This is a genomic window from Streptomyces sp. NPDC002144 (genome assembly GCF_053593695.1).
Genome location: NZ_JBSFDB010000004.1, coordinates 355,375 through 376,126, shown reverse-complemented (window position 1 = coordinate 376,126; position 20,752 = coordinate 355,375). Strand labels below are relative to the sequence as shown.

Sequence of the window (20,752 nt, the reverse complement as noted above, 5' to 3'; positions counted from 1 at the left end):
AGCGTCAGCCACCATGGCGCGATGCTGCGAGCGACTCCCGGGACGACATGGACACGTGGCCGTCGAGGCGCCCTGATCGGCGCGTCGGCGGCCGTCGTCTGTCTGGGCGCGGCACTGGCGGCGTGCGGGGGCGGCGGGCGCGAGGGCTATGTCGCCACGGGCGCGGTGGGCGGTCCGCAGGTCTCCGGTGCGGCGGCCCCGACGGGCGGGGTGACGCTGGTGCCTTTGGAGCGGCCCCGGACTACGACGGGCGGGAGCGGGGCGCCGACGACGGCGAACGGTGAACGGGACGCGGGCGCGGGGAGTGTGGACGCGCCGGGCAGCGCACCGGCCGCGGGGACGCCAGGTGCGCAGGGGGGTTCCTCGACCGGCGGCGCCGAGCCCGGTCGTACGACGCCCGCTTCACCGCCCTCGACGGCAACTCCCGGTCCGACGGCTCCCGTCGGGCCCGCCGCCCTGAGCTGGGGTGAGCCGGTTCGCACGGCCGCCGAGCAGCGATGGTGCGAGGACGTCCAGCTGACCTTCGCCAACTCGGGCGGGACCGCGGTGCGTTCGGGCACGGTGACGTTCGGGACGCACATCATCGGGCTGCTCGGCATCGACTGGGGGACGGTCGAGTCGGCCGAGCCGCTTCCGGTGCCGATCGGGGCCGGGGCGCGCAAGGAGAAGACCTGGAGGGTGTGCGTCGACGCCTGGCGCGTGCCGCTGGGCATGCACGTCGAGACGCGGGACGTCACCGTCCAGTGGAAGTAGCGCGCCCGAGTGGCGCGCCCGGGTTACATCAGGGCGAGCCAGGCCACGGCGGCGACGACCGCGACGGCCACGACGACGCCGACGATCAGGCCGATGCGGGGGCCCGAGGGGGCGGGGGCCTGCTGCTGCCGGCCCTGCGGTCCCTCGTCCACGAACGCACGGAACATCTGCGTGCTGCCGGCGGGGTCGTAGTTGCCCTGGGGGTTCTGGGGGTTAGCCATAGCCCGAGACCCTAGCGAATAGGCGAGGGGGACCCAAGTGGGGGCCCTCCGGCCCCGGCGCCCCACCCCACCTGCGTGTTTACTTTCGCAATACTTGTCTTTGCCAAGTTTTTATGTCGATCACACCATATTTGTTTGCCTGCAGCAACCAACAACTTCTATGGTTGCCCCAAGCAACGAATGCGGGAGGTGTGATGGCCGAGCGGGTGCAGTACGAGGAGTTGATGCGCCAGTTCAGCGCCTTCGGTGCCGTGAAACGGGAGATCGGACGGATCATGCCGTCCGACTGCCCGAGCGGCAGCGCCGCCGTGCTGACCCTGCTGGGCCGCTTCGGCGACATGCGCATGAGCAAGCTGGCCGACCTCCTCGCCGTGGACATGTCGGTCACCAGCCGCCATGTCGCGCACCTCGCGGAGCGCGGCTGGATCGACCGCTCCCCCGACCCGGCGGACAAGCGGTCCCGGATCGTGCACCTCACCCCCGCGGGCCTCGCCCGCCTGGACGCGCTGTCCGAGCGGACCACGCAGCTGCTCGCCGAGCGGCTCGCCGACTGGAGCGACGAGGAGGTCGCCCAGCTCACCGGGCTCATGGCCCGGCTGCGGGCCAGCTTCGACGACAACCGGGTCGCCGCGCTGCCGCCCCGGCTCCCGCCGCCCGCCCCCGCACTCGAACCGACCACCCGTACACCCGCGAGCACCTAAGAAAAGGAAACCCATGGCAACGACCACACCAGCCGGTGTGCGGGCTCATGCCAAGCACGGGGGAGGTGCCTCCGCCGGCAGCGCCCCGATGACGCACCGGCAGATCATGGAGGCGCTCTCCGGGCTGCTGCTCGGCATGTTCGTGGCGATCCTGTCCTCCACGATCGTCACCAACGCCCTCCCGCACATCATCGGCGACCTCGGCGGCGGCCAGTCCGCCTACACCTGGGTCGTCACCGCCTCGCTGCTGGCGATGACCGCGACCACGCCCCTGTGGGGCAAGCTCGCCGACCTGTACAGCAAGAAGGCGCTCGTCCAGATAGCCCTGGTCATCTACGTACTGGGTTCGATGGCCGCCGGCCTCTCGCAGAACCCGGGCATGCTGATCGCCTGCCGTGTCGTGCAGGGCATCGGCGTCGGCGGTCTGAGCGCGCTCGCCCAGATCGTCATGGCCGCGATGATCTCCCCGCGTGAGCGCGGCCGTTACTCCGGCTACCTCGGCGCGACCTTCGCCGTCGCCACCGTCGGCGGCCCGCTGCTCGGCGGTGTCATCACCGACACCTCGTGGCTGGGCTGGCGCTGGTGCTTCTACGTCGGCGTCCCCTTCGCCGTCATCGCGCTGATCGTGCTGCAGAAGACCCTGCACCTGCCCGTCATGAAGCGGGACGTGAAGGTCGACTGGGCCGGCGCGTTCTTCGTCGCCGCGGCCGTCTCGCTGCTCCTGGTCTGGGTCACCTTCGCCGGTGACAAGTACGACTGGATCTCCTGGCAGACCTACGCGATGGTCGGCGGTTCGATCGCCCTGGGTCTGGTCTTCGTGCTCGTCGAGTCGAAGGCCCGGGAGCCGATCATCCCGCTGCGGCTGTTCCGCAACCGCACCATCACGCTGGCCTCGCTGGCCTCGCTGTTCGTCGGTGTCGCGATGTTCACCGGCACGGTGTTCTTCAGCCAGTACTTCCAGCTGGCCCGCGACAAGTCCCCGACGATGTCGGGTGTGATGACCATCCCGATGATCGGCGGGCTGTTCGTCTCCTCCACCGTCTCCGGGCAGTTCATCACCCGCACCGGCCGCTGGAAGGCCTGGCTGGTCAGTGGTGGCGTCCTGGTGACGGCCGGCCTCGGCCTGCTCGGCACCATCCGGTACGACACGGCGTACTGGAAGATGGCGATCTTCATGGCCCTGATGGGTCTCGGCATCGGCATGATGATGCAGAACCTGGTGCTGTGCACGCAGAACCAGGTCGACCCGTCCGACCTCGGCGCGGCCAGCTCCACGGTCACCTTCTTCCGCTCCCTCGGCGGTGCGGTCGGCGTCTCGGCGCTGGGCGCGGTGATGGCCCGCCGGATCACCCACTACGTCGCGGACGGCGTCGCCGCCCTCGACCCCAAGTACCGGGCCGCGCTGGCCGGTTCCAGCTCCTCCGCGGACAGCATCCCGGACCTGGGCAAGCTGCCGGCCCCGATCCGCACCCTCATGGAGAGCGCGTACGGGCACGGCATCGCCGACGTCTTCCTGATCGCCGGCTGTCTCGCCGCCGTCGCGTTCGTGATCACCCTGTTCATCAAGGAGGTCCCGCTGAAGACCAAGGGCGCCCTGGCGCAGGCCGCGGACGCGGACCGGACGCCGGCCGAGGCGGAGGCCCCCTCGGCGGCTCCGGTCGCCGCGCAGGCCCCCGCCGCCGCGCAGGCTCCCGCCGCCGACCACGTCCCGAGCTGGGCCGTGTCCGACACCGAGGCCACGGAGGCCGCCGCCGACCGCACGCAGAAGCTCGCCGCCGTGGCCACCCTCGCCCGGCCCGAGGCGACCGAGGGCTCCGGCGGGATCCCGGTGCGCGGCTTCGTGCGCGGCGCCGAGAGCGCGCCGGTGCCGCAGGCGGCCGTCACGCTGATCTCGCTGGCCGGACGTCAGCTGGGCCGCTCGGTGACGCAGTCGGACGGTTCGTACGCGGTGGACGCGCCGAGCGTCGGGTCGTACGTCCTGATCGCCTCCGCGGACGGGTTCCAGCCGCAGGCGTCCACGGTCGTGGTCAACGGTGAGCCGGTGTCGTACGACATCCTGCTCAGCGGCACCAGCGGGCTGAACGGGCTGGTGCGGGCCGCGGAGAACGGGCTGCCGGTCAAGGACGCGATGGTCATCGTGACCGATGTGCGCGGGGATCTGCTGGCCACCGGAAACACCGGTGAGCAGGGTGAGTTCTCCTTCGCCGAGCTGGTGCCGGGGCAGGTCACCGTCGCCGTGAACGCCGCCGGGTTCCGGCCGCGGGCGCTGCCCGTCGAGGTCGGCGGGGCCGGGGTGACCCGGATCGAGGTCGACCTCGACTCGGGGGCGCAGCTGCAGGGTGTCGTACGGGCGCCGCACGGGCCGCTGGCCGACGCGCGGGTAACGCTGGTCGACGCGGCCGGCAACGTCGTGGGGACCGCGACCACCGGGGCGGACGGGGCGTACGCCTTCACCAACCTGAACAGCGGCGACTACACGGTCATCGCGACCGGCTACCCGCCGGTGGCGACGGCCCTGACGGTGAACGGCCGCGGGGTCGACGACCACGACATCGAACTGGCCCACCCGGCCGAGTAGTTCGAACCCCGGCCCGTGGCGGTCACGCGCTCCGATCGCTCGGACGCGTCCCCGCCACGGGCCGGTTCTCTTGAGACCGACAGCTTTCGCAGGGAGAAACGGGATGGGACTGACCGCGAGGATCCGTACGCGGGACGGATGGGCCGTGTCGCACGCGGTCGTCACGGTGACCGACATGACCGGCGCGCAGGTGCTGCGGGCCGAGGCGGACGCCGAGGGCGCCGTACGGGACACGACCGCGCTGGCCCCGGGGCCGTACGTCGTCATCGTCACCGCCGTCGGGTACGCGCCCACCGCCTCCACGGCGATCGTCACGGCGAGCGGCCGGGCCGAACTCGGGAACGTGACGCTGGCCCGGCAGGGCGGTACCGAGCTGCCGCCGCCGGGGGCGTGGACCATCGACCCCGCGCACTCCTCGGTGGGCGCGGTCGCCCAGCACCTGGCCATCTCCAGCGTCCACGGCCGCTTCACCGACTTCGCCGGGCGGATCGAGATCGCGCCGGACGAGGTGGAGAAGTCGCGGGTGGAGGCGGTGATCCGGGCGGCCTCGATCGACACGGGCAACGGCATGCGCGACGATCATCTGCGCTCGCCGGACTTCCTGGACGCCGAGAAGTACCCGGAGATCACCTACCGGTCCTCCGGGCTCACGGCGGCGGGCTCCGACCGCTGGACCGTGCACGGCGAGCTGACCCTGCGCGGGGTCGTCCGGCCGGTGGACCTGGACCTCGCCTACCTGGGCACGGGCGCCGACCCCTGGGGCGGCACGCGGGCCGCCTTCCGCGCGACGACCGAGCTGCGGCGCGAGGACTTCGCCATGAACTACAACCAGGTGATCCAGGCCGGGATCGCCGCCATCGGCACGACCCTGCGGGTGGAGCTGGACATCCAGGCGGTGCAGGGGGAGTCCCTGCCGCAGGCGTAGGCCTGACAGAAGCAGGCTGAGCGGAGGCCGTCGGCCTAGGCTGGCTCCATGGCACCGAACATCGCTACGAACACGACCGTCTCGCTGGACGAGTTGCTGGACTTCGTACGGCCGCGGCACCGCGCGATCCTGCTCACGCGACGGGCCGACGGAAGCCCGCAGGCCTCACCGCTGACCTGCGGGGTCGACGACTCGGGGCGGATCGTCGTCTCCACGTACCCCGAGCGGGCGAAGACGCGGAACGCGAAGCGGGACGACCGCGTCAGCCTGCTGATCCTGAGCGACGACTGGAACGGACCCTGGGTCCAGATCGACGGCACCGCGGAGGTCATCGACTCGCCCGACTCCGTGGAGCCGCTGGTGGAGTACTACCGCAACATCGCCGGCGACCACCCCGACTGGGACGAGTACCGCGAGGCGATGGTCAAGCAGGGCAAGTCCATCATCCGGGTCACGCCGGAGCGGTGGGGCCCGGTCGCCACCGGAGGCTTCCCGGCACGGCTGGCTTCGCCGGAGGCCTGAGGGCCAACCGGATGCCTGAGGGCTAATCGACGCCGCCCAACACCCCAGGGCACCATCATCCGAGTCACCCCCGAGCACTGGGGACCCGTCGCCACCGGAGGCTTCCCGGCACGGCTGGCTTCGCCGGAGGCCTGAGGGCTAGTGGGGCTTGGTCATCGCCTCGATGCCTGCGATCAGGAGGTCCAGGGCGAAGGTGAAGTCCCTCGCCCTCATCTCCTCCACCGTGTCACCGCCCCGGGCCGCCATGATCTCCTCGTTCTCCTTGACGATCTCGGCGGCCTCCGGTGACCGGGTCACCGCAGTCATCGCGTGCTGGAAGTACTCGTCCTGGGTCATCCCCGCCTCGGCACAGCGGGCGATGAAGTGGCCCTCGATGGTGCCGTAGCCGTACACGAACTGGAAGACGAGCGAGATGGCGCCGGTCAGGCCGTGCACCGGCAGGCCGGTCTTGCGGATGACCCGCTGGACGACCCGGGAGAAGGCCAGCGAGTTCGGGCCGATGTTGAGGAACGTGCCCGCCAGCGGGGACAGCCAGGGATGGCGGACCAGCAGGGCGCGGTACTCCGTCGCCAGCGTGCGCAGCTGCTCGCGCCAGTCCTCGCCGGCGTCCGGGTCGGGCAGGGTGAGTTCGCCGTAGGCCGCGTCCAGGGCGAGTTCGAGGAGATCGTCCTTGGTGTCGACGTACCAGTAGACGGACATCGCGGTGACGTTCAGCTCGGCGGCCAGCCTGCGCATGGAGAACTTCGCCAGCCCCTCGGCGTCCAGGAGCCGCACGGTCACCTCGGTGATCCGGTCCCGGTCGAGACCCGACGGCTGCCCGCCGCCGCGCCCGCCCCGACGGACCTTGCCCTCCAGCCACACACTGGTCCGCACGGCCCGCTCGGCTGCCCTCACCATGGCGTACCTTCCTAGACTTCCATTCACACATCGAGGTGCCGGCCGGCGGCCGGCCCTCAGGCGGCCACCATCTCCGAGTCTGCCCGCTGGGCACGTCGCAGCAACGCCGCCGCCACGAACCCGCCCGGCAACACGGCCCCCGCACCCACCAGCTGACCGGCCTTCAGCCCCTCGGCCAGCCCTCCGGAGGAACTGAGCACGGCCCCGAGCACGGCGACGCCCAGGCCGTTGCCGAACTCGGCCAGGGTGCCGTTGACACCGGCTCCGACCCCCGCCTTCTCCGGGGGAATCGCGCTCATGATCGCATGCGCCATCGCCGGGTTGGCGATCGCGCACCCGCCCCCGATCAGCAGCAGCCCCACCAGCGTCCCGGCATAGCCCCGGGCGTCCAGCAGGGCGATCGACACCAGCCCGGCCGCCATCAGCACCATCCCGAGCGCGATGGGCACCGGTGTCCCCAGCCGCGCCGACCACTTCGCCGACAGTCCGGAGAAGTTCAGGGCGACGACCGTGAGAGCGAGCGGCGCCGTGCGGAGACCGGCTTCGAGCGGTCCGTAAGGGAGCACGAACTGCAGATGCCGGGTGAGCAGGAACAGCGCACCCCCCATGCCGAAGGTGATCAGCACCAGCCCCGGTGACGGCCCCCGTGAACCGGCGGTCCCGGAAGAAGTGCAGGTCCAGCTTGGGATGCGGAATGCAGTTCTCCCCAGTACGCGAACAGGGCCAGTACGGCGACACCCACGCCCGCCGACCCCCATCCCGGCCCGCGCGGCGATCAACTGGCCCGTGGAGCCCGCGAGTCCGGCCGCCAGCGAACCGATGCCGAAGAGGGCGAGTCCCGCGATCAGTATCTTCTTGCGGCCGAGCCATACGCCGTACAGCTGGCTGCTATACGGCGTACAACGCGTTTTCCGTCAGATCTTAGGAGTGCGGGTCAGCTGCTCGCCTTCTGCGTCAGGTCGTAGAAGGTCGACGAACCCACGGTCACCTTCTTGAAGTTCTTCTCGACCCAGGAGGTGATCTGCGAGGACGTACCGCTGCTGCTGCCACCCATGCCGCCCATGCCGCCTCCGGTGCCGGAGGAGACGAAGTAGTGGATCTTGCCGTCCGCCACGTACTTCTGGAACTGGGCCAGTGTCGGGGACGGGTCGGTGCCGTTGAAGCCGCCGATCGCCATCACCGGGTCGCCGGTGGAGAGTTGGTAGCTCGCCGCGTTCTGGGCGCCGATGGCCGCGGCGACCCAGGTGTACTTGGACGAGTCGGTCTCCAGCAGCTTCTTGGCCGCGGAGGAGACGCTGGCGCCGTTCAGCAGACCGCCGACGCCACCGCCGCCGCCCATGCCACCGGCGCCCCGGCCGGGGAGGCCGTTCTGGCCCTGCGTGCTGCCGTTGCCGTTCTGGCCGGGCGTTCCGCCGAAACCGCCGTTGCCGTTGCCCGTCGTGCCGCCGCCCGGGAAGCCGTTGCCCTGCTGGTTCTGGCCCTGCGTGCTGCCGTTGCCGTTCTGCCCGCCCGGCATGCCGCCGCCGAAGCCGCCCCGCATACCGCCGCCACCGGGACCGCCCATCATGCTCGCGCCCGCCGGACCGGCCGTGACGATGGAGCCGGTGTGGCCCGTCTGCAGAGTGCTGAGGGTGTACGCGGTCGGACCGGCCAGGGAGGCGACCAGACCCACGGCCGCCGCCCCGAGGGCCAGCTGCCGGTTGATCCGGCCCGCGAAGATCAGGCCGAGCGCGGCGGCCAGACCGCCGATCAGGACGAGGTACTTCAGCCAGGGCAGATAGCTGGAGGTGCGGTTGAGCAGGACGTAACTCCACACCGCGCTCGCCACGACCGCGCCCGCGAGGGTGATCGAGGCCCAGGTCTCCCTGCGCTTCTCCCACAGGATCGCCGAGCCCATGCCGATGACCGCGGCCATGTAGGGGGCGAGGGCCACCGTGTAGTACTGGTGGAAGATGCCCGCCATGTAGCTGAAGACGACCATGGTCATCAGCAGCGAACCGCCCCAGACCAGGAACGAGGCGCGGGTGACCGAGGTCCGCTTCAGCTTGCGCGTGGCGACCAGGCCGGCGACGAAGAGGACCAGCGCGGCCGGGAGCAGCCAGGAGATCTGGCCGCCGACCTCGGAGTTGAACATCCGGTTCCAGCCGGTGGCCCCCCACATGCCGGTGCCGCCGCCACCGCCGCCACCGCCGCCACCGCCACCGCCGCCGACGCTGCCGGTCTCGTCGCCGCTGAGGCGGCCGAAGCCGTTGTAGCCGAAGGTCAGCTCGAGGAAGCTGTTGTTCTGCGAACCGCCGATGTAGGGGCGGGAGGACGCGGGCCACAGCTCGACGATCGCGACCCACCAGCCGCCGGAGACGACCAGCGCGAGCGTCGCCGCGGACAGCTGTGCGAACCGCTTCCTCAGCGACACCGGCGCGCAGACCGCGTACACGATCGCCAGCGGCGGCAGGATCAGGAAGGCCTGCAGGGTCTTGGCGAGGAACGCGAAGCCGATCGCGACACCGGCCCACACCAGCCACCTCGTCCTGCCGTCCTCGACGGCACGCACCACGAAGTAGCAGGCCAGCGCCATCAGCAGGGCCAGCATGGCGTCCGGGTTGTTGAACCGGAACATCAGCGCCGCGACGGGGGTGAGCGCGAGCACCGCACCCGCGATCAGACCGGCCCCGGGGCTGAAGCGGCGCCGCACGCCCGCGTAGACGACGGCCACCGCGCCGACGCCCATCAGGACCTCGGGGAGAAGGATCGCCCAGGAGTTCAGGCCGAGGATCCGGACCGACAGCTCCATCGGCCACAGGGACGCCGGGGGCTTGTCGACGGTGATCGCGTTGCCCGCGTCCAGCGAGCCGAAGAAGAACGCCTTCCAGGACTTGCTGCCGGCCTGCACGGCCGCCGAGTAGAAGGAGTTGGCGTAGCCGGAGGCGCTCAGGTTGTAGAGGTACAGGAGCAGGGTGGCGGCCAGCAGGCCGAGGAAGGCCGGGCGCGCCCAGCGGGGGTCCTCGGGGCGGCCGCGCCACAGTCTCCGTACGAAGGGCTGCCGCGGCTCGCCGGCCCGGGGCTCGGTGGGGACCACCGGCTCCTGCACGGCCGTGGTGACCGTGGGGCCGGGGGGCGGTCCCCAGGAGGAGGGACCGGCTCCCCCCTCGTACGTAGTCCGGTCGTAGTGCGTGGTCATCGGGCGTCCCTCGGATCGGTGTCGGTCGGACGCACCGGCTGCAGATGCAGGGTGGCGTCCTCCCAGGTGCGGTCCGCGACATCGCCGGCGCGGAACTGGGTGGTGTCGTGGCCCCGGTACGCGGCCGGGCGCTGTGGCAGCGGGCGCTGCGGCTGGTACTGCGGGAACGGGGTCGTCGGGGTCGTCACGTACGTCGGCGAGGACGGGGTGTGCGCGGCCACCACCGTGGACGGCCGGCTCTCGTCCCGATCGGGGAAGACCCAGGCGCGGAAGAGCAGGAAGCGCAGCACGGTCGCCGCGAGGTTGGCGGCGATCAGCACCGCCAGCTCGGTGGAGTGCGCCGGATCGGACGTGGCCGCGTTCAGGGCGGCGAGCGAGCCGCTGGTCAGGGCGAGGCCGATACCGAAGACGACGAGGCCCTGCGCCTGGTGGCGGACGGCGCCCCCGCGGCCGCGCACCCCGAAGGTCAGACGCCGGTTGGCGGCCGTGTTGGCGACCGCGGAGACCAGCAGCGCGAGCGCGTTGGCGAGCTGCGAGCCGCCGAACTGCCGGAAGAGGCTGTAGAGGACGAGATAGAAGAGCGTCGACAGACCGCCGACGACACAGAACCCGACGAGCTGGCGGGCCAGTCCCTTCGGCACGTCCTGGATCTCGCGGTCACGCGGGTCGTCGCCGAACGGGCGGGTGATCCGGTCCAGCGGCAGCGAACCGGTCGCGAGCGCCTTGCCCACCCGCCACACGCCCTTGAGGTCCTCGGTCGCCGTCTTCACGATGTGGACGGTGGAGTCGGGGTCGTCGACCCAGTCGACGGGCACCTCGTGGATACGAAGGCCCGCGCGCTCGGCGATGACCAGCATCTCGGTGTCGAAGAACCAGCCGGTGTCCTCCACCAGCGGCAGCAGCACCTGGGCGACATCACGCCGGATCGCCTTGAATCCGCACTGCGCGTCCGAGAAGCGGGCCTGCAGCGAGCCGCGCAGGATCAGGTTGTACGTCCGTGAGATGAACTCCCGCTTGGGACCGCGCACCACCCGGGAGCTGCGGGAGAGCCGCGAGCCGATGGCGAGGTCCGAGTGGCCCGAGATCAGCGGGGCCACCAGCGGGAGCAGGGCGTTGAGGTCGGTGGAGAGGTCCACGTCCATGTAGGCGAGGATCGGGGCGTCCGAGGCGGACCACACGGTGCGCAGGGCGCGTCCGCGGCCCTTCTGCTCCAGGCGGAAGTTCCTGACCTCGGCGATCTCCGACTCCAGCCGCGACGCCACCGTCGGGGTGGTGTCGGTCGACGCGTTGTCCGCGATGGTGATGCGGAACGCGTACGGGAACGTGCGCTTGAGGTGCTCGTGCAGTCTCAGCACACACGGCTGGAGGTCCTTCTCCTCGTTGTAGACGGGGATCACTACGTCCAGGACAGGCGTACCGGCGTCGTCGGCCGGGAGGTGCTCCCGCGCCGGCAGGGTGCCGGGAGAAGAGTCGGTTCGCATGGAAACGACTCTGGTCAAGTGCCCTGTTGCACCCATGTGCTGGCACTGTGCTGCACCTGTGAGTGCGATTGCCAGTTCGTTTCGGGAGCCGGGTGGGGGAGCGCCGGGGCGAGCGCCGGCAGATGCACGGTGAAGACCGTACGGCCCGGAGCGCTGTCCACGGTCACCGCGCCGCCGTGCGCGGTCGCGACGGCCTGCACGATGGCGAGCCCGAGCCCGGTGGACCCGGTGGCACGCGAACGCGCCGAGTCGCCGCGGGCGAACCGCTCGAAGACGTGCGGCAGCAGATCGGGCGGGATGCCCTGGCCGTTGTCCTCGACGTCCACGCACATCCATGGGCCGCGCCGCTGGATCCGTGCGGTGACGGTGGTGCCGGGCGGAGTGTGCTTGCGGGCGTTGCCCAGCAGATTGACCAGCACCTGTTGGATGCGGGCCGCGTCCGCCGACACCAGCGCCGGTTCGTCGGGCAGGTCCAGCCGCCAGTTGTGGTCCATGCCGGCCGCGCGGGAGTCGCTGACGGTGTCCACGACCAGCGGGATCAGATCGGTCTGCTCGAACTGCAGCGGGCGCCCCGCGTCGAGCCGGGCGAGCAGCAGCAGATCCTCGACCAGGAGGGTCATCCGTCCGGCCTCGGACTCGATCCGGCCCAGGGCGTGCCGGGTGTCGGGCCCGACCTGCTCCCTCCCGCGCCGGGTCAGCTCGGCGTACCCGCGGATGGAGGCGAGGGGCGTCCTGAGCTCATGACTGGCGTCCGCGACGAACTGCCGTACCCGCATCTCGCTCTGCTGACGCGCGTGCAGGGCGCCGTGGACGTGGTCCAGCATCCGGTTGAGCGCGGCGCCGACCTGGCCGACCTCGGTGTGCGGATCGGTCTCCGACTCCGGCACCCGCTCACTGAGATTCACCTCACCCGTGTGCAGGGGCAGTTCGGACACCCGGGTCGCGGTGGCGGCGACCCGCCGCAGCGGCCGGGTGGCGACACCGACGAGCACGTAACCGGCGATGACGGCGGCCCCGAGCCCGGCAGCGGTGACGCTGACCTCGACGAGGATGAGGGTGTTGATCGTGTTGTCGGTTTCCTTGGTGGGGATGGCGACGTAATAGTTGCCGCTGGGTCCATGGACGTACGAGACGCGGTACGAGCCGAGGTCCGGGATGTCCGCGGTGTGCATGTTGTCGTCATGGGCAACGGAGTTGAGGGCGGCCAGCTGGGCGCTGGTGAGTGACACCGCGCTCATCGAGAACGTGGAGCTGGACTTGTGACCCACCTTGCCTTCCGTGGCCGAGCCGTTCACGACCTTGGCGGCGATTGTGGACGACGTGGGCTGGGGCCCCCGCGTGACGAAGTCGCTGAGGTTGGTCGTGTGAATGTTCGTGGGTGCGTTGTTCTGCCCGTTGCCCTGCTGGCCGGGCGCGTCGTTGTTCCCCTTACCGGGACCACCCGGTGCGAACGCACCCGAGGCGCGCTTGCCGACCTCACTCAGTTGCTGGTCGAGTTCGTTGTACAGATGCGACCTGAGCGCCAGCGTCGTCACCGTACCGATCACCGCGCACACCACCGCGATCAGCACCACGGAAGCGACGACGAGCCGCGCCCGCAGGGTGCGCGGCTGTCCCGCTCGTCGCTGCTGCGGACGCGTTCGTCGTCGCCCGCTCATGAGGCGGCGGGCTTGATCAGATAACCGGCCCCACGCCGTGTGTGGATCATCGGCTCCCGCCCGGCGTCTATCTTGCGCCGCAGATACGAGATGTACAGCTCGACCACATTGGCCTGCCCACCGAAGTCGTACGACCACACCCGGTCGAGGATCTGCGCCTTGCTGAGCACGCGCCGCGGATTGCGCATCAGGAAACGCAGCAGCTCGAACTCGGTCGCGGTGAGGTGAATGGAGTCCCCGGCCCGCGACACCTCGTGGCTGTCCTCGTCCAGGGTCAGGTCACCGACCACCAGCACGGAGTCCGAGCGGCGGTCGGCGGCACCGGAACGGCGGATGAGACCCCGCAACCGCGCCACGACCTCCTCCAGGGAGAACGGCTTGGTGACGTAGTCGTCGCCGCCGGCGGTGAGCCCGGCGATACGGTCCTCGACCGCGTCCTTGGCCGTCAGGAACAGCACCGGCACGTCCGGCAGCTCCCGGCGCAGCCGCCCCAGAACGGTCAGCCCGTCCATGTCCGGCAGCATCATGTCGAGTACGACGGCGTCGGGACGGAACTCACGAGCGCTCTGGATGGCTCCCGTGCCGTCTCCGGCCGACCGTATCTGCCAGCCCTCGTAACGGAGGGCCATGGACAGCAGTTCGGTGATCGACAGCTCGTCGTCCACCACAAGCACGCGGACGGGGCTCCCGTCCGGCCTCAGCAGTTCGGTGCGCCCCTGGGGCGAGGTCGTGGTCATGGTGGACACACTGTCTGGATCCTCTGAGAGCACCCTTTCGACAACCTGTGATTTCCCTGAGAAACGCACAGGCGCCTCTCAGGAAACCCCTGGGAAGTTCTTGCCCGGCCGTGTCCGCGCCGGTCGGGACGGGTTCATCATCCGTGGGCCGGGGTGTTCGGAACGTAAAGGTTGTCTGTGGGGGACCTGGGTGAGAGAGGTTCCCGGGGCTCGAAGCCGGGGAGGGGAAGGAACCCCTGGGCCTCAGAGTGCGAACAGCCGCGCCCCGTTGTCGTGGCACACGGCCCGCAGCCAGTCGTCGCCGAGGTCCAGGCGCTCCAGGGCGTGGAGTTGGTGGAGGTAGGGATACGGGATGTTGGGGAAGTCGCTGCCGAGCAGAACGCGGTCGCCGAGCTCCCCGAGCCGCGGCAGGGCCCGCCCGGGGAACGGCGCGAACCGTTCGCTGAAGTCCGTGAACGCCATCGTCGTGTCCAGCCGCACCTCCCCGTACCGCTCGGCCAGGTCGAGGAAGTCCTCGTACTCGTGCATCCCCATGTGCGCGATGACCAGTCGCAGGCGGGGATGGCGGGCCAGCACGCGGGCGATCGGTTCGGGCCCGGTGTGCTTGCCCGGCGCGGGTCCTGAACCGCAGTGGATCACCACCGGCACGCCCGCCTCCGCGAGCAACCCCCAAGCGGGATCGAGGAGTTCACTCGCCGGGTCATACGCGCCCACCTGCACATGCGCCTTGAAGACCCGCGCCCCGGCGTCGACCGCCTCCTGGACGTAGACCTCGACGCCGTCCTCCGGGAAGAGCGTCGAGGTGCGCAGACAGTCGGGAGTGCGGGCGGCGAACTCGACGGCCCAGCTGTTGAGCCAGCGTGCCATGCCGGGCTTGTGCGGGTAGAGCATGGCGGTGAAGGCCCGCACCCCGAACTCCCGTATCAAGGCGACCCGTTCCTCCTCCTCCGCCCGGTACGTGATCGGCCATTCCACCCCGCCGGTCAACGGCCCGAGCGAGTCGAAGTAGCCCCACACCTTGCGCAGCACGCGCTCGGGCATGAAGTGCGTGTGCACGTCGACCAGCCCCGGCAGCCCCAGTCGCTCCCAGAAACGCCGGACCTGCCCGGCCTCCGCCATCTCAGCCATATGCCCTCTCGAACCCGCTCGCCGGTCTTCTGCTGCCGCTCATCCCCATCCCCATCCTCACCCTCACCCACATCTGGATGTCCGGAACAGCCCGGCGAGCGGTTCCTCAGCCCTGGCAGAGCAGTTCCTCATGTGCGGCGGAGCAGGCCGTCAGGTTCGGCGGAGCCGTCGGCTGGGCCCGGCGGAGCTGTCGGCAAGGCCCGGAGAAGCAGGCCGTGGGACCCGGCAGAGCAGTCGGCCAGACCCGGAGAAGCAGGCCGTCGAACCCGGCGAAGCAGTCAGCCAGACCCGGAGAAGCAGGCCGTCGAACCCGGCGAAGCAGTCAGCCAGACCGGCGACCAGGCTCGCCAGATCGGGCGAAGCAGGCCGTCCACGCCGCCGAAGAGGCGCGCCAGCCCCGGCGAGGAAGCCCACCAGACCCGGCGGAGCGAGCCGTCAGAAGAGTCCGTCCTGAACACCGCCCGCCTCCCTCACCCCCCGCACCTCTCGCACCGGAACGGTCACGTCCTCCCCCTCCCCGCTCGGCACGATGTCCCACCCCGTCATCAGCCGCGTGTCGAGCACGACGACCCCGCGTCCCGTCGCGAGGTGCAGATCGGGCCCCGCGGCCGCGAGCAGCTTCCCGTTCACCCCGCTGCCCGCGGCCAGCTCTGTCACCTCCCCGGCGGCGGCCGGAAGGTCGGTGAGCCCGAACACCCCCACGTGGTCGACGACTTGGCACGGCTCCCGCCTCAGCGACTCCGGCCAGGCGGTCAGCGCGCGGGCCCGGTCGTGCAGGGCCTCCACCTCGGCCGCCCGCTCAGCCGCCGACGCCGGCAGCCGGGAACGGACGGCCCGCTTCTCGCCGTACGGGATGCGGTCCGGCACCCGGAGCGCGGCGCGCAGCATCTCCTCCGTGCGCCGGGCGGCCATCAACGGCCCCAGCCCCAGCCAGCTGAAGCACACTGCGCCCTGCTCGAGCAGCCGCGCCGAGCCCCGCTCTTCGGCGGTGATCCCGACCTTGACCATGCCGGGCCCGAACCAGGCCAGATACACGTGGTACGGGCGCGGATCGTCCGCGATCGTGTCGGCGGCCACGGAGTGCGCCCGGTCCAGCCGCGCGCACTCCTCGCACCGCGCCCCCGTACTCCGTCCCGGCACCGCCGCCCGCACCGGGCACGTATGCCGCCGCGCTCCCACACATGTCCGCACACCCCCGTCCGCGACCCTGAAGGCCACCCGTTTCCCCCAGGTCAGCGCGCTGCGCCGACCACCGTCCCACGCCAGCACGGGACCGCCGCCCGCCCACCGCAGCCCCGAGCACTTCCATGCCTGTGCCATCGCCTCCGAGATTAGAGGGCACCACTGACAACGGGCTCCGTCGACGGTATCCGTCCAGGGCAGAGCCCAGATTGGGGTATCGGAGGAACACCGCCGGACGCACTAAACCGTCCAACTGGGTCCGAATGGATCCGGCTGGATCCGACCGGACGTGCCACACCTCCACGAAGGTGGGCCGAGACGGACCTGTGCGGCCTGCGCAGCGACCGGCGGCGCCTCGCATGCGGACGACACGCACCAGGGCCACGCCATATAGCCGAGATCCTCCAGCGGATCGCCGGGTGCGGCAAGGCGGCGGTACGCGCGCGTGGCGTCGTGCAGCGCGTCGGCGGCGGTGACCTGGGCGTCGCGTCGGTCCAGTGCTGGAAGCGGGCGGGGACCCAGCCGGGGAGGCAGCCGAGGACGTCCCGTCCGGCGGCGTCGAGTCCCAGGTACCGCGGGGCGCCGACGAAACCCGCCTCGGCGAGATGCCCGAGCACTTCGGCGACGAAGGCGGACGAGGCGCCGACGGGCCGCCGTACCGTGTCCCCCACCCGGACCACTCCCGGGGTGATCCGCCCTCCGGACAACGGCACCTCCGCCTCCGTACGGCCTCCCTCGCTCACCGCATCAACGCCCGTTACCGCCTCGTGCCCACGGCCTCGTACTCCTTCCACCGACGGATCCTCGGGGTGCGGGCAACCCCCCGGAAGTACGGCCACCTACACCTCCCGTCCGGTGGGAGGCTTCATGGCGAGGGCGCCGCCACGGCGGCATCGTGGAACCGAAGCCAAAGACGCGCCGAAGGGACATCCGATGAACCCGCTCGAACCCATCACCACCGGGAAGACAACCGCGAAGCCCACCGCAAAAGCAGCCCCAAAACCCACCGCAACGGCAACGGCAACGGCGATGGCGACCGAAAAGACAACGGAACAGGCAGCAGCAGCCCCCGCCCAGCCCCCTGACGAGGGCGAACTAACCCCGCTCCTCACCGCCTGGGACCTGGCCCACCCGGACCTCTCCGACCCCGAATGGCGTCACCTCCTGGACGAACTCGCCCACCCCAGCACCACCCGAGCCTTCCAACGCCTGGCGGACACGAAGGCCTGACGCGCGGGGACAGCGACTCGGCCCGCCCGCCCCGGTCCCAGCAGCCCGCGTCCCCCACCGCGCGGTCTTCGAGGGCGGAAGTCCGTTTGAGGATGTGGCGTTCACAGCCCGCGCGTACTGTGGTCCGGGTACGTCCAGACCGCGCCCCAGGGCGTGAATTCGTCGATCCCGGCGTGCCCCCACACCTCTGTGCCACCGGAGCACGCCCGGGCGAGCGGAGGATCAGCGATGGGTACAGTCACCACCGACGACGGCACCACCATCTTCTACAAGGACTGGGGGCCGCGAGACGGCCGGCCGGTCGTCTTCCACCACGGATGGCCCCTGAGCGCCGATGACTGGGACAACCAGATGTTGTTCTTCCTGGCGCACGGCTACCGGGTCATCGCCCACGACCGCCGTGGGCACGGACGCTCGAGCCAGTCCGCCACCGGCCACGACATGGACACCTACGCCGCCGACGTGATCGCCCTCGCCGACGCGCTCGACCTGCGGGACGCGGCCCACGTCGGCCACTCCACCGGCGGCGGCGAGGTCGCCCGCTACGTCGCACGCGCCAAGCCCGGACGTGTCGCGAAGGCGGTGCTGGTAGGCGCCGTACCGCCCATCATGGTCAAGTCGGAGAGCAACCCGGGCGGCCTGCCCATCGAGGTCTTCGACGGCTTCCGCACGGCCCTCGCCGCCAACCGCGCACAGTTCTACATCGACGTGCCCTCGGGCCCGTTCTACGGCTTCAACCGCCCCGGCGCGCAGGTGTCCCAGGGGCTGATCGACAACTGGTGGCGGCAGGGCATGATGGGCGCGGCCAACGCCCACTACGAATGCATCAAGGCGTTCTCGGAGACCGACTTCACCGAGGACCTCCGGCAGATAGACGTACCGGTCCTGGTCTGCCACGGCACCGACGACCAGATCGTCCCCTACGACGACTCGGCACCGCTGACCGTGGAGCTCCTGAAGAACGGCACCCTCAAGAGTTACGAGGGCTTCCCGCACGGCATGCTGTCGACCCATCCGGACGTCCTCAACCCGGACATCCTCGCCTTCCTCGAGTCCTGACGGCCCGTCCCCTGCAAAACATCGGAGGCCCCGGATCACCGCTCCGGGGCTTCTGGACGACCTGCCGTCACGCGCCCGAGGGAGACTCCCTCACGCGCGAGAGGCATTACCGTCCACGGCACCGGCGCCGCCCCGTTCGTCCCTTTCGCCCCGCTGCTCGAGCCGCTCAAGTAGCTCGATCATGTGGTCACTCCATGCGCTGATGGCAGCGGCCTGCTCGGGCGCGAGCTGATCGATGAAGTAGCGGCGGACGTTGCCGGCGTGCGCGACGACGGCGCTCTCCGCCAGGCGGCGCCCGTCCGGTGTCAGCCCGATCCCGGTGCGTCGCCCGCTGGCCCCGCTCTCGGTACGGACCACGAACCCCCGGCTCTCCATGCGCGTGAGCTGATGGGAGACCCGGCTCTTCTCCCAGCCGAGCGACTCCGCCATGTCCACAACGCGCACCTCACGGCCGGGCGCCCGCAGAAGTGAGACGAGAACGCTGAACTCCGCCTTGGAGATGCCGAATTCGGCCTGCAGGCGCCGGTCGATCTCCTGAAGGAGCAGGCGCTGTGCGTGCATCCACCGGTCCCAGAGATCCCACTCCTCCGGCTCGAGCGCGTCGGGTTCCACCATGACGGCAAGGCTATCGGGGAGGAGTTGACGTGACAACTCATCCGCTCCTAGAGTTGTCACGTCAACTCCTCCCCGAAAGGGCGCCATGACCCTGCGTATCGGCATCATCCTCGGCAGCACCAGGCCCGGACGCCGCGGCGACCAGATCGCCTCCTGGCTCCTCGACACCGCCCGCACCCACGGCGGCGCCGACTACGAACTCATCGACCTCGCCCACCACGACCTAGGCAACCTGGACGAGCCCGGCAATCCGAACCACCAGCAGTACCAGCACGCCCACACCCGCACATGGGCCGAGCTGATCGACGGTTTCGACGGTTACGTCTTCCTCGTCCCCGAGTACAACCACTCCTTCCCCGGGGCCCTCAAGAACGCCCTGGACTACGTCTACCGGGAGTGGAACGACAAGGCCGCCGGCATCGTGAGCTACGGCGGATGGGCGGCCGGGGTCCGGGCCGCCGAGGCACTGCGGCTCGTCCTGGCCGAACTCCAGATCGCCACGGTCCGCACCCAGCCGGCCATCCCCCTGCTTCCCGCCTTCGCCTCCGGCACCTTCACCCCCGGCGAGGGCCTGGCGGCCTCGGTGACCACGATGCTCGACCAGCTGACCAACTGGTCGACCGCACTGCGCACGGTACGAGGGGTGACGGCGACGGCGCCCGCGACGACCTAGCAGACTTCGGGTGACGCGCCTGCATGCCGAAGATTGAAGCGCCAGGCCCTCTCCGCGCCGACGACTCAGACGGCGCCAGGCCCTCTCCACACCCGAACCTCGACGCGCGACCCACCAACAGCGTCCAACTTGCCACCCTGAGGAGCCTGCTCAGGACACCCGCCGCACCGGAGGCCAGGCCGCCGTGGCTCAGCCGCGGTCGTGGAGGGTCACCTGGTAGCCGTCGGGGTCCGCGAAGGTGAAAGTGCGGCCGAACGGCCCATCGACGGGCGCCGAGACGATCGTCGTGCCGGCGGCGGCGAGAGCGTCGTGGATGTCCTGCACATCCGTGGCGTGCAGCCACAGCGCCATTCCCTGGCCCGGCTGGGCGATCGCGTCCAGGTCGACGCCCGGGACGAGGTCGCGGACGGCGAACGCGATCGGCTTGGTGTCGAACACGACAGCGTGCGGCGGTCCGGCGTCGGAGCGCTTCAGCCCCAGGTACTCCTCGTAGAAAGCGGCGGAGCGCTCCAAGTCGCGCACCTGCAGTGAAACGAAGTCGGGTCCGGTGACGGCCACGATCCTTACCTCCTAATCCATGTCAGTCTTCTGACATGCAGCACCGTATGTCAGACTACTGACATGAGTCAAGGTGAGCCCGGAATCGAGCTGGACACATCGCTGGGGTACATGCTCAAGGCGGCCGCGAGCGCCCTGCACTCCGCCCTGGAGGCCGTGCTGAGTCCGCTGGGCATGACGATCACCCACTACTCCTGCCTGGAGCTGCTCGCCCAGCGACCCGGTCTGTCCAACTCCGAGCTGGCCCGCGGCGCCTTCGTCACCCGGCAGTCGATGAACGTGCTTCTGCAGTCCCTCGAACGCCAGGGACTCGTCATCCGCCCGGCACGGGCACCCGTAGGCAGAGCCCTGCCGACCGAGCTCACCGACCTCGGGCGGCGTCAACTGGAGGTGGCCAGCGCCGCGGTCCGCCGCGTCGAGCAGAACATGCTCGCCGGCCTGGATGCCGACGAACAGGATCAGATGCGGCGCCTGCTCCGAACATGCATCACTTCACTCACCGAACCCCCCGCATCGACGACGTAACCGCTCCGGAACTTCGTCAGGACCCTGCCGCACCCTGTCACCCTCGCAGGCAATCCCGGCCCGCCAACTCGCGGTGTGGGTAAGGCCCATCGGGCACCACACCGTGCAGCCAATCCGCGTCGGTGAGGGAC

At 70.6% G+C, this 20,752-nt stretch carries 19 protein-coding genes and 3 pseudogenes; 10 read left to right on the top strand and 12 right to left on the bottom strand.

The window, feature by feature from the left end:
- Positions 1-21 precede the first annotated feature (21 nt).
- Entirely contained in the window at positions 22-753 is a 732-nt protein-coding gene (locus ACWCQ1_RS08960) for a hypothetical protein (protein WP_451026140.1), read from the top strand.
- Between the two features lie 23 nt (positions 754-776).
- Here the strand turns inward: ACWCQ1_RS08960 and ACWCQ1_RS08955 are convergent, their stop codons facing one another.
- Positions 777-974 (bottom strand): hypothetical protein, encoded by a 198-nt coding sequence (locus ACWCQ1_RS08955; RefSeq protein ID WP_133049743.1) that lies wholly within the window; start codon positions 972-974, stop codon positions 777-779.
- Positions 975-1,168: 194 nt separating this feature from the next.
- Between ACWCQ1_RS08955 and ACWCQ1_RS08950 the strand changes: the two genes are divergently transcribed.
- The 5 genes and pseudogenes from ACWCQ1_RS08950 to ACWCQ1_RS08930 all read left to right on the top strand — a co-directional run.
- On the top strand, positions 1,169-1,675 hold the full coding sequence (locus tag ACWCQ1_RS08950; RefSeq protein ID WP_451026139.1) for a MarR family winged helix-turn-helix transcriptional regulator: 507 nt from the start codon (positions 1,169-1,171) through the stop codon (positions 1,673-1,675).
- Between the two features lie 13 nt (positions 1,676-1,688).
- Entirely contained in the window at positions 1,689-4,253 is a 2,565-nt protein-coding gene (locus ACWCQ1_RS08945; protein ID WP_451026138.1) for an MFS transporter, read from the top strand.
- Between the two features lie 103 nt (positions 4,254-4,356).
- Positions 4,357-5,178: a YceI family protein gene (locus ACWCQ1_RS08940; RefSeq protein ID WP_358607245.1), complete on the top strand. Its 822-nt coding sequence runs from the start codon at positions 4,357-4,359 to the stop codon at positions 5,176-5,178.
- Positions 5,179-5,226: 48 nt separating this feature from the next.
- Positions 5,227-5,700, top strand: a complete 474-nt coding sequence (locus ACWCQ1_RS08935) for a PPOX class F420-dependent oxidoreductase (protein WP_133049747.1) — start codon at positions 5,227-5,229, stop codon at positions 5,698-5,700.
- Between the two features lie 51 nt (positions 5,701-5,751).
- Positions 5,752-5,835 (top strand): annotated as a pseudogene (locus ACWCQ1_RS08930) (PPOX class F420-dependent oxidoreductase); the annotation flags it as partial.
- Positions 5,836-5,838: 3 nt separating this feature from the next.
- On the opposite strand, the gene ACWCQ1_RS08925 reads toward ACWCQ1_RS08930, so the two are convergent.
- The 9 genes and pseudogenes from ACWCQ1_RS08925 to ACWCQ1_RS08885 form a co-directional block, all read right to left on the bottom strand.
- Positions 5,839-6,597 carry a TetR/AcrR family transcriptional regulator gene (locus ACWCQ1_RS08925; protein WP_451026137.1) on the bottom strand — a complete coding sequence of 253 codons (759 nt, stop codon included), beginning with the start codon at positions 6,595-6,597 and terminating at the stop codon, positions 5,839-5,841.
- 56 nt (positions 6,598-6,653) lie between these two features.
- Positions 6,654-7,460 (bottom strand): annotated as a pseudogene (locus ACWCQ1_RS08920) (MFS transporter); the annotation flags it as partial.
- 71 nt (positions 7,461-7,531) lie between these two features.
- Entirely contained in the window at positions 7,532-9,775 is a 2,244-nt protein-coding gene (locus tag ACWCQ1_RS08915) for an ArnT family glycosyltransferase (RefSeq protein WP_451026136.1), read from the bottom strand.
- On the bottom strand, positions 9,772-11,256 hold the full coding sequence (locus ACWCQ1_RS08910) for a glycosyltransferase (RefSeq protein WP_451026135.1): 1,485 nt from the start codon (positions 11,254-11,256) through the stop codon (positions 9,772-9,774). Before ACWCQ1_RS08910 ends, ACWCQ1_RS08915 begins: the two co-directional genes overlap by 4 nt.
- Before the next feature lie 14 nt (positions 11,257-11,270).
- Positions 11,271-12,914 (bottom strand): HAMP domain-containing sensor histidine kinase, encoded by a 1,644-nt coding sequence (locus ACWCQ1_RS08905; protein ID WP_451026134.1) that lies wholly within the window; start codon positions 12,912-12,914, stop codon positions 11,271-11,273.
- Positions 12,911-13,651 carry a response regulator transcription factor gene (locus ACWCQ1_RS08900; protein ID WP_165955204.1) on the bottom strand — a complete coding sequence of 247 codons (741 nt, stop codon included), beginning with the start codon at positions 13,649-13,651 and terminating at the stop codon, positions 12,911-12,913. The genes ACWCQ1_RS08905 and ACWCQ1_RS08900 overlap by 4 nt, the downstream gene beginning before the upstream one ends.
- 243 nt (positions 13,652-13,894) lie before the next feature.
- Positions 13,895-14,770: an amidohydrolase family protein gene (locus tag ACWCQ1_RS08895; RefSeq protein WP_451026153.1), complete on the bottom strand. Its 876-nt coding sequence runs from the start codon at positions 14,768-14,770 to the stop codon at positions 13,895-13,897.
- Between the two features lie 444 nt (positions 14,771-15,214).
- Positions 15,215-16,099, bottom strand: a complete 885-nt coding sequence (locus tag ACWCQ1_RS08890) for a DUF2797 domain-containing protein (RefSeq protein ID WP_451026133.1) — start codon at positions 16,097-16,099, stop codon at positions 15,215-15,217.
- Between the two features lie 177 nt (positions 16,100-16,276).
- Positions 16,277-16,674: pseudogene (locus tag ACWCQ1_RS08885) on the bottom strand (aminoglycoside phosphotransferase family protein); the annotation flags it as partial.
- A 316-nt stretch (positions 16,675-16,990) separates the two neighbouring features.
- Here ACWCQ1_RS08885 and ACWCQ1_RS08880 point away from each other — a divergent pair.
- Positions 16,991-17,191, top strand: coding sequence for a hypothetical protein (locus ACWCQ1_RS08880; protein WP_451026132.1), 201 nt, complete (start codon positions 16,991-16,993; stop codon positions 17,189-17,191).
- Positions 17,192-17,419: 228 nt separating this feature from the next.
- Entirely contained in the window at positions 17,420-18,250 is an 831-nt protein-coding gene (locus ACWCQ1_RS08875) for an alpha/beta fold hydrolase (RefSeq protein WP_133049755.1), read from the top strand.
- A 90-nt stretch (positions 18,251-18,340) separates the two neighbouring features.
- On the opposite strand, the gene ACWCQ1_RS08870 is transcribed toward ACWCQ1_RS08875, so the two are convergent.
- Positions 18,341-18,865, bottom strand: coding sequence for a MarR family winged helix-turn-helix transcriptional regulator (locus tag ACWCQ1_RS08870; protein ID WP_358607223.1), 525 nt, complete (start codon positions 18,863-18,865; stop codon positions 18,341-18,343).
- Between the two features lie 85 nt (positions 18,866-18,950).
- Here ACWCQ1_RS08870 and ACWCQ1_RS08865 point away from each other — a divergent pair, with 85 nt between their 5' ends.
- The gene (locus tag ACWCQ1_RS08865; RefSeq protein WP_451026131.1) at positions 18,951-19,538 is read left to right on the top strand and encodes an NADPH-dependent FMN reductase; all 588 of its coding nucleotides are present in this window, start codon (positions 18,951-18,953) and stop codon (positions 19,536-19,538) included.
- Positions 19,539-19,727: 189 nt separating this feature from the next.
- Here the strand turns inward: ACWCQ1_RS08865 and ACWCQ1_RS08860 are convergent, their stop codons facing one another.
- Positions 19,728-20,096 (bottom strand): VOC family protein, encoded by a 369-nt coding sequence (locus tag ACWCQ1_RS08860; protein WP_451026130.1) that lies wholly within the window; start codon positions 20,094-20,096, stop codon positions 19,728-19,730.
- Positions 20,097-20,159: 63 nt separating this feature from the next.
- On the opposite strand from ACWCQ1_RS08860, the gene ACWCQ1_RS08855 reads away from it, so the two are divergent.
- Positions 20,160-20,621, top strand: a complete 462-nt coding sequence (locus tag ACWCQ1_RS08855) for a MarR family winged helix-turn-helix transcriptional regulator (RefSeq protein WP_451026129.1) — start codon at positions 20,160-20,162, stop codon at positions 20,619-20,621.
- Positions 20,622-20,752: the final 131 nt, after the last annotated feature.

Excerpts from the sequence above, each read along its gene's own strand:
- ACWCQ1_RS08960 (WP_451026140.1), top strand. The coding sequence starts at position 22 with ATGCTGCGAGCGACTCCCGGGACGACATGGACACGTGGCCGTCGAGGC.
- ACWCQ1_RS08955 (WP_133049743.1), bottom strand. The coding sequence starts at position 974 with ATGGCTAACCCCCAGAACCCCCAGGGCAACTACGACCCCGCCGGCAGC.
- ACWCQ1_RS08950 (WP_451026139.1), top strand. The coding sequence starts at position 1,169 with ATGGCCGAGCGGGTGCAGTACGAGGAGTTGATGCGCCAGTTCAGCGCC.
- ACWCQ1_RS08945 (WP_451026138.1), top strand. The coding sequence starts at position 1,689 with ATGGCAACGACCACACCAGCCGGTGTGCGGGCTCATGCCAAGCACGGG.
- ACWCQ1_RS08940 (WP_358607245.1), top strand. The coding sequence starts at position 4,357 with ATGGGACTGACCGCGAGGATCCGTACGCGGGACGGATGGGCCGTGTCG.
- ACWCQ1_RS08935 (WP_133049747.1), top strand. The coding sequence starts at position 5,227 with ATGGCACCGAACATCGCTACGAACACGACCGTCTCGCTGGACGAGTTG.
- ACWCQ1_RS08925 (WP_451026137.1), bottom strand. The coding sequence starts at position 6,597 with ATGGTGAGGGCAGCCGAGCGGGCCGTGCGGACCAGTGTGTGGCTGGAG.
- ACWCQ1_RS08915 (WP_451026136.1), bottom strand. The coding sequence starts at position 9,775 with ATGACCACGCACTACGACCGGACTACGTACGAGGGGGGAGCCGGTCCC.
- ACWCQ1_RS08910 (WP_451026135.1), bottom strand. The coding sequence starts at position 11,256 with ATGCGAACCGACTCTTCTCCCGGCACCCTGCCGGCGCGGGAGCACCTC.
- ACWCQ1_RS08905 (WP_451026134.1), bottom strand. The coding sequence starts at position 12,914 with ATGAGCGGGCGACGACGAACGCGTCCGCAGCAGCGACGAGCGGGACAG.
- ACWCQ1_RS08900 (WP_165955204.1), bottom strand. The coding sequence starts at position 13,651 with ATGACCACGACCTCGCCCCAGGGGCGCACCGAACTGCTGAGGCCGGAC.
- ACWCQ1_RS08895 (WP_451026153.1), bottom strand. The coding sequence starts at position 14,770 with ATGGCGGAGGCCGGGCAGGTCCGGCGTTTCTGGGAGCGACTGGGGCTG.
- ACWCQ1_RS08890 (WP_451026133.1), bottom strand. The coding sequence starts at position 16,099 with ATGGCACAGGCATGGAAGTGCTCGGGGCTGCGGTGGGCGGGCGGCGGT.
- ACWCQ1_RS08880 (WP_451026132.1), top strand. The coding sequence starts at position 16,991 with ATGGCGACCGAAAAGACAACGGAACAGGCAGCAGCAGCCCCCGCCCAG.
- ACWCQ1_RS08875 (WP_133049755.1), top strand. The coding sequence starts at position 17,420 with ATGGGTACAGTCACCACCGACGACGGCACCACCATCTTCTACAAGGAC.
- ACWCQ1_RS08870 (WP_358607223.1), bottom strand. The coding sequence starts at position 18,865 with ATGGTGGAACCCGACGCGCTCGAGCCGGAGGAGTGGGATCTCTGGGAC.
- ACWCQ1_RS08865 (WP_451026131.1), top strand. The coding sequence starts at position 18,951 with ATGACCCTGCGTATCGGCATCATCCTCGGCAGCACCAGGCCCGGACGC.
- ACWCQ1_RS08855 (WP_451026129.1), top strand. The coding sequence starts at position 20,160 with ATGAGTCAAGGTGAGCCCGGAATCGAGCTGGACACATCGCTGGGGTAC.